General features: G+C 42.0%; 11 protein-coding genes. 3 read left to right on the plus strand and 8 right to left on the minus strand.

Annotated features, from left to right (window positions below; genetic code table 11):
• Positions 1-5: 5 nt before the first annotated feature.
• The 7 genes from HYT61_03380 to HYT61_03410 all read right to left on the minus strand — a co-directional run bounded on the left by HYT61_03380 (position 6) and on the right by HYT61_03410 (position 9,836).
• Positions 6-905 carry a hypothetical protein gene (locus HYT61_03380; protein MBI2063246.1) on the minus strand — a complete coding sequence of 300 codons (900 nt, stop codon included), beginning with the start codon at positions 903-905 and terminating at the stop codon, positions 6-8.
• Between the two features lie 27 nt (positions 906-932).
• Positions 933-2,690 (minus strand): hypothetical protein, encoded by a 1,758-nt coding sequence (locus tag HYT61_03385; GenBank protein MBI2063247.1) that lies wholly within the window; start codon positions 2,688-2,690, stop codon positions 933-935.
• 102 nt (positions 2,691-2,792) lie between these two features.
• Complete coding sequence (locus tag HYT61_03390; protein MBI2063248.1) at positions 2,793-3,239, minus strand: hypothetical protein; 447 nt, start codon at positions 3,237-3,239, stop codon at positions 2,793-2,795.
• A gap of 59 nt (positions 3,240-3,298) precedes the next feature.
• Positions 3,299-5,344 carry a tetratricopeptide repeat protein gene (locus HYT61_03395; protein MBI2063249.1) on the minus strand — a complete coding sequence of 682 codons (2,046 nt, stop codon included), beginning with the start codon at positions 5,342-5,344 and terminating at the stop codon, positions 3,299-3,301.
• Positions 5,316-6,239 (minus strand): serine hydrolase, encoded by a 924-nt coding sequence (locus tag HYT61_03400; GenBank protein MBI2063250.1) that lies wholly within the window; start codon positions 6,237-6,239, stop codon positions 5,316-5,318. Before HYT61_03400 ends, HYT61_03395 begins: the two co-directional genes overlap by 29 nt.
• A 102-nt stretch (positions 6,240-6,341) precedes the next feature.
• Positions 6,342-8,339 carry a hypothetical protein gene (locus HYT61_03405; protein MBI2063251.1) on the minus strand — a complete coding sequence of 666 codons (1,998 nt, stop codon included), beginning with the start codon at positions 8,337-8,339 and terminating at the stop codon, positions 6,342-6,344.
• A gap of 591 nt (positions 8,340-8,930) precedes the next feature.
• Positions 8,931-9,836 carry a hypothetical protein gene (locus HYT61_03410; GenBank protein MBI2063252.1) on the minus strand — a complete coding sequence of 302 codons (906 nt, stop codon included), beginning with the start codon at positions 9,834-9,836 and terminating at the stop codon, positions 8,931-8,933.
• 173 nt (positions 9,837-10,009) lie between these two features.
• Here HYT61_03410 and rpmE point away from each other — a divergent pair, with 173 nt between their 5' ends.
• The 3 genes from rpmE to HYT61_03425 all read left to right on the plus strand — a co-directional run bounded on the left by rpmE (position 10,010) and on the right by HYT61_03425 (position 11,854).
• Positions 10,010-10,258 (plus strand): 50S ribosomal protein L31, encoded by a 249-nt coding sequence (rpmE, locus tag HYT61_03415; GenBank protein ID MBI2063253.1) that lies wholly within the window; start codon positions 10,010-10,012, stop codon positions 10,256-10,258.
• A 21-nt stretch (positions 10,259-10,279) separates the two neighbouring features.
• Positions 10,280-11,170 (plus strand): PCRF domain-containing protein, encoded by an 891-nt coding sequence (locus HYT61_03420; GenBank protein MBI2063254.1) that lies wholly within the window; start codon positions 10,280-10,282, stop codon positions 11,168-11,170.
• 126 nt (positions 11,171-11,296) lie between these two features.
• Complete coding sequence (locus HYT61_03425; GenBank protein MBI2063255.1) at positions 11,297-11,854, plus strand: hypothetical protein; 558 nt, start codon at positions 11,297-11,299, stop codon at positions 11,852-11,854.
• A gap of 29 nt (positions 11,855-11,883) precedes the next feature.
• Here the strand turns inward: HYT61_03425 and HYT61_03430 are convergent, their stop codons facing one another.
• Positions 11,884-12,570, minus strand: a complete 687-nt coding sequence (locus tag HYT61_03430) for a 50S ribosomal protein L25 (protein MBI2063256.1) — start codon at positions 12,568-12,570, stop codon at positions 11,884-11,886.
• Between the last annotated feature and the right edge of the window lie 113 nt (positions 12,571-12,683).

Raw genomic sequence — 12,683 nt, forward strand, 5'->3', positions numbered from 1 at the left:
GCCTACTATCTGAATCTTTTGTTATTTTTTATTAATTTTTTTGCTCTTCGTATTAACCGTGTTAAAAATGAAAAAAATAAAATAACCAAAAAAGTCGGCGTGCCAATTGCCAAATATGCAAATCCGTGGGGGACGAATTTCTCAATTCTTGCAAGCCCTACTTTATCCACGGCTTTTATCTCTATTATACTAAACGGATACAAATGCCGCAAAACATAAGGACTGTCTGCTTCACGCCACTGACCAAACAAACCAAGAGTTTTTTCCTTAACTTCATAGTGGCTAATGCCACTTCCCTTGTCTTGGGCTGAAAAAACGGCAACTCTGGCGCCATCAAATAAATTCTCGTTTTTGGTTATGAGTATCTCAAACTTTTCGGGCGCATAAAAATCCACAATTCGTGTTTTGATTATCTCTTGGTCGCCAGCTTCAAGAATATTAACAGCCGCTATCCCCGTGGTAACCGGCGCCTCCTGGCCTCCATCTTGGTGCAAATAAACCTTAAAATCTTCGAAAAATATCCGAGCTTCTCCTGTTTTCTTGGCCAAAAATGATAAATCAATAATTTTATCTTCCTTATCAGTGGTTGGTCCCTCTCCTCCGGGTATAATACCTGAAAATTTAATTGTATCTTTTCCGATTAAGGCTGGCCTATCAACCCATAAATTTATCAGCGAATTGGCATCAGAAAAATCTTTATATTCAAGCAGGTTTGGGTCAAATTTGATTTTACTTTCTATGGCATTTATAAATTCTTCCGGATTTATCAGAACCTTAACTGAAAAAATCTGACCGGCCTCAATTTCGCCCGGGATAGAAAAATATAATTTGGCCGCCGAGGCAAAATTAGAGAATAGTAAGTAGAAAGTAGAAAGTAGTAAAAAAATTAAATATTTTTTAAACATTTTTGTTCAGAAGTAATCTATCTGACTCTATCCGGACCAATGGAATGCTAATATGCTAAAGTCGGCTAAGTTCAAAAGTCCGTCACAGTTCAAGTCAACATTAGAACCTTCGGGAACTGTTCTTTTCCACCAGTAAGCCATAATAGAAAAGTCTATTAGATTAATTTTTCCGTCACTATTAATATCGGCGTCGCGGGAACATTCTTTTTGCGGAACCGCAACGCCGATTCCAAAAGTCACCAGCTGGGAAAAAATGGATTCATCACCGGTTTTTAAAACTTCGGTTTTGGTTTTAACAGTATGAATACCCTTCTCCAGACCGATAGTAGAAAAAACCTGTGAATAATCTCCGTTCAACAACGATTTGGTAATATAATCTTTTGGTTCTGATACGACGCTCACTCTGACTTGGGAATCGGGCACGGAAGACCCGCTAACGGTCAATTGCTCTCCTAGGTTAACGGAGGTTTTATTTAAACTGATTGTCGGCGGCAAAACAATATTGGACACTTTTGCGATAGAACCGCTTGTCAAAATTTCCCGCTTAGTAAAGGTTACCGAACGCCGGCCGGTTTTGTCTTGCGCCCAAAATCCAAAGTTATAACCACCCGCTGATAACCCCGATAAAATAAAGCTGAATTTGCCGCTACTGTCAGCCGTAGTCGCACCGGCATTAGATCCGTCTTTCAAAAAATTAATAACTGCCGACGGGTAAGCAAAACCCCCAAACTCCACAGCCGCTGTTGCAAGTATAGACCCGCCGCCGCCACCTCCGCCTCCGCCACTCGAAGCCGGTGTGGGCGTCGGTGTAGCCGCCGTGGTTCCAAAAATGGCAAATGAACTAAAATTAGCAGTAGAAAAAGTAATTGTTTTATTGGTTGTATTAATTGTCGCTCCGCTAACCAGTTGCCATGAGGAGTCGCTGGATCCCCAACGATAAGGCGCAAGGGAGCTTTCTGTAATACCGCTTACATCCGAACTGGAATAACTAAGAGTAATGGTAGCCGGAATAGAAATGGCGCTTATCTGGTCTCCGGTACTTGGATGAAAAATGTTAAAGTCGTATGTTTTGCCGACAAAGTTTTTTTGGGAAGGCGCCGGTTTGCTGGAAGCAAAATAACTATTTGGAAAAGAATTTGCGACGAGTTGAACCGTCTGTGTGTAGAAGTTCTGAGGAAAATCAAGAACAGCGGTCGTACCGCCGCTGTTGGTTAAAGTAAGAGCATTTCTGGTGGCCACATTAAAAGTAGAGGCATTGGCCGCTTCTGCTATGCTACTTGAGACGGGAGTAACACTTTTTTCATTAGAGGTAGCGACAACATTGCCCACCCCGTCTTTTGTTTCAATTTTAAAAGTATAATCGGAGTTATTAGTTAAACTTGATTTTTGATAGAAAATAACATTCCCTACGTTTTGGCACGAATAAGTTCCGCCTGAAGTTAATTTTGTGCAAACATTATATCCACCAACAGAAAAACCCTGGGATGCCGAAGCCGGTGTCCAAGAAAGAAAAGCTTCGGCATTCCCCTTTAAAGCAGTATGCAATATTGGAGCTGTTACTTTCGGAAAATACAAAAACCCACTTCTCAAACCAAAGTTAGTAATTGAAGAACTGCCGATGGCTAAGTCGCCGACCGTTGCTCTCAAAATAAAACTTGACGAGCTTGACGAAGCTGTACCGCCGAAAATCGAATGTTGTGAGTCCAAAATCCTAAAATTATCGGAAGATAAACTCGCGCCAATAGAAATTTCGGCCGAGACAAAATCAGGGATTAGAAATACCAAAAACAATATTATTAACACCAATAAACCCTTGTAATGGCTCACTTGCTAATTTTAACACAAAACCGCCGCAAAAGCGGCGGTTTTATCAACAAATTTAAAATTTTACTTATTTCCTATGCTTATAGGGGCTACTTCTACAATTTTATTGTTATCCGGGTCATAGAGGATGGCTTTTTTAGCATTGGCATACAGCAAAAGCTTGTCGCCCTTTTTTGCTTTCACGAAGAATTGCTGGTCTTTTAATTTTTCCGGATCTGAAACAGTGGCAACAGTCGGCGTTTCTCCTTCGGGCAATATGATAAGTTTGGAAATTTGAGCAACCAACTTGGCTGTTTCTTCCCTGACGATCTTGTTTGGATCTTCTTTTAGCACGGCTGCTTCATTGTAAAAATAAAACGCTAAACCGCTTGTCGTAAGCGCAAGAAAAACCAAAATGGGAATCAAATGTTTTTTACGCTTGGGTGGTGTTTGAACGGCTAAATCTGTACCTAAGCCTTCGTTATTCATTTCTTCCTCTACTACAACTTCATTATTTATATGTTTACTCATATCAATATACTACTTAACTAATTTTTAACTTTCAAGACGACTGTGGATAACTTCTGCTTTTACTGATTCGTTTTAGGATTTAGATAGCCCTGAAGCTGGTTTAAATAGTTTGTGGTGTCATAGCGGTCCGGATCAAGATATAAAGATTTTTGAAACGAGTCTTCCGCTTTTTCAAACTGACCAGTCCTGAAATAAGCTAGACCAAGCCACATATAACTCTCTGGGGTTTTCTCGCCCATATCAATCGCGTTCTCCAGAAAAATAATCGCCGAAATTAAACTCTGGGGATCATTCTTCCACACTTTAATAGAACCCATATACAACCAAACCCAGCTGTTTTTAGGATATTCGGCCACTACTTTTTTCAAGACAGAAGTGGACAAATTTTCACTGCCCATTAAATAAATAAACCGGCCGGCAATAATTCTATCTAACACATCATCGGACGTCAGCATGTGGTTAATTCTCTCGTTGAGATTTCCAGGAGTACTAAATTTATTAATAACTTCACTGTTCTGAGGAATGTTTCTCAAAAGAATTACTGCATAAGAATCAATATAAACTAATGACCATAATGGATCGCGCAAGCGCCTCAATAAAAAACTTCCCACAACCGGACTTCCGTCCCGCAAACTTATAAATATCGCGTTCAGGTTATATTTATCCCGCGCTTCAATCCATTTTTCTTCACTTGATAGCGCCGGTATGAAAACATCATCAAAAAAAGAAACAGGATAAGAATCGGCTCCATTGTTGTCAACAAAAACACGCTCTTTAGGAAATAAGTGATAAATAATATAACCTCCGATATCATAATCATTAAAAATAGGACCTTTTAAGTTATTATTCTTGAAAAATTCTCCGGCATCATTTGAGTGGCGACCTAATCCAATGCCCCAGTCATTCTTATATCCCCGCGAAGCCGCATCCGCATTCAAATCATAAGCCTTATAAGGATAAACAGCAGAGATAATGACAACTAAACTATACCCTAACACGACTGCCAATTTTGGCCTTTTTTGCCTTAACCAATTTTTTATCGCAAGAAAAACACCATTAAAATTAGACGAAACCGCGGGTAAAAATATAAACGCAAAAAGAGTAATTAATCTAATTTGGTTAAGTCCCGCGACGGCGCTAGCAAGTCCGGCCAATAAAAAGAATATCGGTTTGTTTTTGTAGCGAAAACCAAAAATGGAACTAAAAAGAAAAATAAATACCATGGGCGCAAATGGCGAATTGAAAATATCCCACGAAAAAATACTGGCTTTCAAATTAAAAAATGGCTGGTTTTCGCTTACCGAAAATGAGGCATAGTGAAATTTAATTTTAAGCGGAGCAAGCGCTCCTTCTAAGCCGTTGGGGTTGATAAATATTACAGCGAACAGTATAAACAGGACCGAAAGTAATTTTTTAACCACCGGATCATTTCGCAAATTTTTTAAATTTATTCTCCAATCCGCCAGCCGCCCGAATTGGCGGAGGCGGATTTTGGGCATATATAAAACAACTTTCTCAAACAAAAATCCGGCAACCAGAACGATGCCGAGAAAAAAGAAAAGATGAAAATTAACCCACAAAAGCTGAAGCGGAATAAGCCAAAAAATCCTTTTTCTTTCCGGATGTTTTTCCAGGTCAAACAGCAAATAAAGAAACAGGGCGAGAAAAAGATAACTGAACATTTCCGGCCGTATTCTGTTGCGGCCCGCCAAGATCAAAATAGTCGGCAAAGAAAAAACCGCCACCAACCAAAAGTTAGCTTTTTTCATTGCTGCAATAAAAAGAATAGCGAAAGCGGAAAGAAGAATCGCGGTTTTTAAAATAGTCAATGCCCCAAAGCCGAAGATTTCGGACACGAGATAAAAAACAACGCTACTCATCCAGTGATGGTCGTATACAGGATGGTCCGGCACCGTAAAAGAATAGATGTTATTTCTAAATACATTTTGAGTTTCCCAAATCGTTTTGCCGTCCATAATATACAGACCGGTGTCGTTATCCATGTGCGGCAAACTTATCTTAATAAGCAAAAAAGAGGCATAAAAAGCCAGAATGATAATAAAAATCAGAATTTTCTTATAATCGGCGGGAATCAAATTCTTCATAAAACATTTTAGAGATAGCGCCAATGACATTGGAAAGTTTTTCAATGTCATGACCGCGCGTCATTACGCAAAGAAGGTACGGATTTTTAGGGTAATATACGATACCGCAATCATGGAGTTGTTTTATGCCACCCTCAAACCCGGTTCGCTCCCCGAATTTATGCGCTACCGAAATTTCGGGGGGAACCCCAGCTACAATACCAATATTAAAATCTGTATTTGCCAGAAATTCTAATGTCTTTTCTGAAGTTTCTTTATTCCTAAAAAATGATGCGTGGTAAAGCTGAATAAATATTGAGGAGTATGATTTTACGCTTATTACTTCGTCACGCTCTCCTCTTGGACTGACAATGCCCAAATCTTGAATCGTTTCAGTAAAAACATCTGTATTTGGATAGGCCTGAATTAAATATTTAGTCAAAACAATGTATGCCTTATTGTCAGAATATTTAATCAGACGCTTAAGCAAATCGTTTACAGAATAAGATTCATTTTCTTGAATTGATTCTTTTGGAGAAATTAATTGCTCAAAAATCACTTCTTTTGTCGTATGGTATGTTAATTTTTTTTCGAGCAACTCTGGTTTGTCCTCGGCAAAATTTAAATAGGTTATAAGCAGGGGCACCTTAAGTAAGCTGGCCGGGGCAAAAACGGCATGGTCATCAATACCCAGTGTCGGACCGCTCACAAGGTCTCTAAAATAAATGGACACATTAGTAATTTCTTTCTCTTTTATTTTAGAATCAATGAATTCTTCAATCCTGCTCTTTAAGTCAGCATAAGCATGTTTTTTTATAACAAAAGAGTTATCGCAAGCCAGTTCTTTATTAATAAATTTAAACCTAGATTGATTACAAAAAAGATTAATATCAATAATATTAAATTTGTTTGCCAAAAATCCTCCTCCAAAAAGAATGAAAATAATAAGAAGGGTATTTGAAAACCTAAACCCAAAAAGCATCTTTTCAGTTTAAACTAAAATAAGAGTTTTTCAAATTTAAGTGTCCGGTGAAGTTTCCGAAAGCGGAGATTCTTCTGACGGAGGCGGCTCTGGCGTTGCTTGCGGTAAGCTTGTTGAATCCGGTTCAGGAGTTGGCTCTTCCACTGGAGGTTGAACCTCTACTTGAGGTTCAACCTCGGCGGATGGCGTAGGTTCCGGAGGTGGCGATTCTTCTATTATTGGCTCCGCCGTGGACTCTTCGGATACGGATGGTTCTGATTCTGAAGTCGGTTCTATGCTCGACTCCGGAGTTGCCAAAGATTCGTAATCTTTTGAAGGAATTGGCGTCGGTTCTGGCTGTGAATTATTGAGGATACTCGGAATAACCGAACACTCACCCGGTATGTGAACCAGTTGTCCCCTTGTCATTCTTACGCAATACGGCTCCCCTGTTTCGGTATCATAAAACGTAATGCCGTTTGGCCGGTCTCGACTCCCTATGGTTAGCGAGTCGGCTTTAAGCGCCCCTGAGAAAAACGCATTACCTAAACTGTCAAAGGTAATTACCGGCGGACCAGTGCCTCGCCCCAAGCTTGAAGGACCAAATGAAGTAGAGAATGAATCTGAAGCAACATTGAAAATACTAAATACGCCGCCATTGGCCAATTTAAACCCGACATCATCATCCACCGGCTCAATGATGTTCACGACCAGCGTATCAGTTAAGACCCGCGGTGAAATAATTTCCAATCCGGCTATTATTCTATCAGTATATATTTCCGACAAAGATGTGCTGGCTGTTATTTCCTGCTTGTGACTTAACATCTGGGCCAGTACCAGGCGCCCGATATCAATATCTTCTGGTATCTCATCCATATTGACCCCATATTTGCCAAGAACCGACTTTGTCCTGGCTCCGGTAGAATATGTTGTGGAAATGAACATTAAGATTTTACCTTGGTCTTCAGGAAAACCATCAGATTGGCTAGCAACACTGACGTCAAAATCTTCCAATGCCGAACCAATTATTAATCCCGCTTTATCAGTCCTTACTGCGACACCCGGAACATCGGATGCGGTAAGCAAATCGCCTTTTTTAATTTCACCATTTGCAGTTGAAACCTTAACAAGCGCCGTTCCCGACAAAGCTACGGGTTGGGTATCCGACGGCCTTTGGTCGTTCAGGTCTTTATTCATTATTTGAAATGGATCAGTAGAGATAACCCCAACTACACGGTCTTCAGGGGTTGCTTTTTTAAGAACTGCTGTTTTCTGGAGACCTTGTTTTGAGTCATATGAGGTGTCATTGGGGCCTACAGCCACCACATCACCGGGCTCTACACCATCTTCAACCACGAAATATTCTGCCAAGTCGGAACCATTGGTACCCGAAAGAGCCCAGACGATAACTGCACCGGCTGCTCCGGCGGCACCTTTTCCAAGGTTTGCAGAACCACCGCCTCCAGCGCCACCTGGAGCTGCTCCGATTGTTCCATTGCCATTATGAGCTGAGCCAGCCCCCGAACCCCCGCCGCCACCCGCACCACCCATCGGACTTCCTCCACCATCGCCGCCACCGGCGCCGGCAACTGCGGCAAAACCTGAACCGCCATTGCTTCCGCTTAGATTTAAGGTACCGCCAATTGCACTCCCCCCCACACCACCAACACCATTGGCAAGTCCTAATCCCCCGCCATTACCTTGAATATTAGCCCCACCATTAAGTGCGCCTGTAAATCTGCTTAAATTTCCAACAACTCCGACGGTGCCACCGGTACCAACAACGATAGACACATTTCCGTTGACAGCCGTTATTCCCGCACTATACCCACCACCACCACCACCACCACCACCGTTTATCGCCGCAGCATTATTTCCACCAGCACCGCCGCCCCATACTTCCACATAAACCTGATTAACATACGCCTGTTTAACCCAATTGCCATTAGCAGTGAAGGCGTTTATAGCTTCAATACCAAATCCCGCATCACCGCTACCAGCAGAGGTATCATCATCACCACACGAAAATTTTCCTGTTGTTATATCCCAACCCAATGTTTGGGTATCACCATCGCAATCAACTAACCCCGAACCTCTGACTCCCCCGTTAAAGGAAGCTGAACCGACTGAAGTAAGGGCGGCCAGAGCGTGAAGTCCTTTGGATATGTCGAAAATGTAAAGGCTTGAGTCAAAGTTGAATCCAGGGTCAGGTCATCGCCGGTCAAGGTGAGATCGGTGCCGGCGGTAAGATTGGTGTGATTTGATATGTCTATGCCTTGGGAAGCTATGGTTAGGGTTGGAAAGGCGGTGAAAGTTAAGGCTCCGCCCAGACCGGCTAATACAGTGGCGCCGGCTGAATCATCCCACATGAAGAATCTGTCGGCGTTGGGGTCGGTAAGAGTGGCTCCAGTGCCGCCGTCGGCTAAAGAAACATCTGTGCCGCCGACTGTGTAGACGTTGGATCCGCCTATTGTAAGGGCGGAAACGCTGGCGGTTTTTATCTCAAGAGTATTACTGAATTGATTGGAAGCGTTACTGAATGTCCAGCTTCCGGTGATAGTTTCATTGGCGGCACGACTTGCAGGACCGGTAGTCCAGTCTAATGTGATGGTGCCGTTGGAAGCGGTATTGCTGAAATTGAACATGTTAGCATCGAATTGTAAGGAAGCGATGGCGAAATATGTGCCGGCGGTTACGGCGATGTCTAAGCCGTCGGAAACGTTGCCGCCTGAACCGCCGCCGGTATTCGGCGGAAGGCCAGGTATATGTAACGCCATTGAATGTGGTGGCGCCGGATATTGAGGCCGTACCGCCAACTTCAAAAGCGGTATTGGTAAGAGCACCCGCATTAATACCCAGTTTTGAAAGTGTTGATGTTAACTCTAAACTTCCGGAAATTGAAGCGCTACTTCCAAAACTCACAAATCCGTCAAATGAAACTGAACCGTCCACCTCAAGACCACCGGAGATTAGAAGATCGTTAGCGGAATAAATTGCATCGGAATGAGTCGTTGTCGCTGTCCCGAATCTTGAGTATGAAGCCGTAGTTAGTCCGCCGAACTGACCAACACCAGTCGCGTTCAAAAATCTCCCCCCGTGAACCGTCTCGGCGTTAACCGCAAATCCGGAAGCAACGATCCTTTGCCTGGGTGACAATGTTTCAAAGTCAACATTGTCATCAGACACCTGAACTTCCAAATAATAGGTCTGAGAATCAAAATCCAAATTTAACGCGCTATAACTGGCAGACGTATCACCAAGTAAAGTATTAAAAACACCTTGAGTAACTTTTATCGTTATCGCAGTTCCACCGGATGACCACAACTCATTATCACCCGTTGCCGTAGAATGGATTTCGAACTTGAAATAAAAGTTAGTTCCGTTTCCGCCAAGAAGATTTCCAGAAGCATCAGCCAGCCGTCCTTGAAAACTTAAAATTTGAGGAACAGCAGCCGAAGAATGCCACGCAAAAAAAGTAAACGAAAAAACCGCAGTAATCAAAAACAGCGTGAAAAATCTTTTTAAAATTAAAATTTTCCCTCCTTGTTTCACTTATTAGAGAATAAATATATATTCCAATGAATTATATTTTCTCTAGTAATAATTTTAACATTAAAACAAGCTTCCTGCTCGACTTTTATCCACAAGTTATTTTATGACATGAACGAAGACATTTTATAAGAATCCGGTTGCTTTATAAAATAAATTGTGATAATCTAATAATGATGAAACCAGACATTCACCCACAATATTTTGACGCCACAGTCCACTGCGCCTGCGGAAATAAATGGAAAACCGGCTCAACAATGCCGGAGATTAGCGTGGAAATTTGCAGTCAATGCCATCCTTTCTATACGGGCAAAGAAAAAATGCTTGATACGCGAGGACGAGTTGATAGGTTCAAAAAAAGAATGGGAAAATCGGATGTTGCAATCAAAAGCAAAACCGTTAAAAAACCTCGCATCAAAAAATAGCTTGCCACCTGGCTCTCCTCAATGCCAACAGCTGAAGAACTCAAAAAAGAACTTGATCAAATTCAAAAACAACTCGCTGATCCCGAGTTTGTTTTAGATTACAAGCGAGTAGCTGAAGCATCTAAGAGATATGCCGAGATTGAACGATTGCTTTCCGGCGGCCAGTCAACTAACTCCGGGCAGGGCCGACAAGAAACTATTATTGAAATACGCGCCGGTACCGGTGGCGAGGAAGCGGCCTTGTTTTCTTCCAGACTTTTTGAAATGTACAAAAAATATGCCGAAACACAGGGTTGGCAAACAAGCGTCCTGGATTACAGTCAAACAACGCTTGGCGGTTATAAAAACATGGTCTTTGAACTGTCAGGAAAGGAGGTTTATAATAAAATGCGGTATGAGTCAGGCGTTCATAGAGTTCAACGAATTCCCGAAACCGAAAAAAGCGGACGCGTTCACACTTCAACAGCCACAGTGGCCGTACTCCCCAAAGCAAAGGAAACAGACTTGGAAATTAAACCTGAAGACCTTGAAATATCATTTTACCGCGCCGGCGGACCGGGAGGGCAAAATGTAAATAAAGTTTCAACCGCAGTAAGATTACTTCACAAACCATCCGGTTTAGTCGTCAGCTCGCAAAAGGAACGCTCCCAAGCGCGCAACAAGGAAAGCGCGCTGGAAGTCCTGCGATCCAAATTGTTGGATATCAAAAAACGCGAAGAAGTCGGAGCCGTTACCGAGGAACGCCGCAAACAGATTGGCTCTGCTGAACGCGCCGAAAAAATACGCACTTATAATTTCCCCCAAGACCGCATTACAGATCATCGCATCAAGAAAAGCTGGGGAAACATAAGCAAAATACTGGACGGCAATCTTGATGTAATAGTTAATGCGTTGCTGAATATTAAAAATTAAAAATAAAAGACTGGTTAATTTTATAATTTTTAATTTTATAATTTTGTAAATAATTTCTAATGTTTAAAAATTAAAAACATTAAGATTTATTTAAAAATTAAAAATTGGAAATTAAAAATTACAAAAATGCAATTAGACCATCGTGCTTTATTTTTAAAATCTGGCACAAGCGGGTTAAATGCGCCGGGCGGTAAATCATCTGGGCCGGTTTTTGAGTTTGGCCCCGGTTGGGGAAGCAAAATAAAAAAGTGGTTTAAAAAATATATTCTCGGCGGTCACTGCACGCTCTGTCGGGCAACGCGTTATGTTCTTCTTTTTGGTCTGGTACTTCTGGTATTTGGCGGACCACAATTGAAGTCGCTGCTGGACAGCAAAAAACAGCAAGCCCTAATAAGTGAAACGAGAATAACCGAAACGGCTCAATCCGGCGACAGTAAAATCAAAATGGCCCGCCGCGCCCTTACGGGTTATCTTAACAAATTCACCGACACGACCGTTACAAACGGCCAGAGAGTTTTCATTGAAACAGTATTGAGCCAAACAATAACTGACGAATTGAAACCTGGCGCTCAAATAGATTTTGATTTTAAAAGCGTTGAGACCCTTATAGAGCAGTCACGCTTACTCACTCCTTCCCAGCTCCAAAAATGGGAGGACTACGCCAAAAAGGTGAAGTTTTATTAAATCAAAACCCGCCTTATGGCGGGTTTTGATTACTCTTTTTTCTCTGACGACACCGGTGCTTCTTCCGCAACTTCCTCTTCGGGTTTTTCTTTCTTAATAACCTCAACCTCCTCCGGCGCGGTCGTAACCGGTGTCTCAAGTTGAGCCTTGAGTTCTTCTTCGGAAATCGGTTCCTGTACCAAAGCCACTATAACTTCGGGTTCAACCTTCACCTCAAGTTTTTTTGAGATTGATAAATCTTTTACCAAAATTTGGCTTTTAAATTCCGCGAGTACAGAGATATCTACATCGATCTGGTGGGGCAAATCTTGCGGAAAACCCTCAACTTCTATTTCAGACAGGTTTTTCACTAAAATTCCGCCCAAGCCCTTAACCGCTGGGGATTCACCTATAAAATTAAGCTGAATTTTTGCATGTATTTTTTCATCCAAACGCACTTTATAAAAATCTGCGTGCAAAAAAATATCATTTAACGGGTCACGAACAACATCGTGAATAATAGTAGGATGATCCTGTCCATCAACATTGAGATAAATTACAGTGGATTCACCGGCTTCAGTATAAACCCGCTCAAATTCATTAACTGGCACCTGAATTGATAGTGGCTTAAAACCGTGACCATAAACTACGGCCGGCACAAAACCGCGTCGTCTAAGCGACTTCACCTGCCTGCCAATAATACTTCTCGGTTCCGCTTGTAGTATAACTCTTTCCATTTGTGACGGGACTTACACGCTTAACTTAAGAAGCCCGAAATCTTATGGGCTTTGCTTGAGTTAAGCCCTACGGGTTTGTCCAATTTCTTCGTTAAAACCTCCGCTTCTCGCTC

The organism is Candidatus Yanofskybacteria bacterium (assembly GCA_016181175.1).
GTDB lineage: Bacteria > Patescibacteriota > Minisyncoccia > 2-02-FULL-40-12 > IGHO2-01-FULL-4-A > 2-01-FULL-44-17.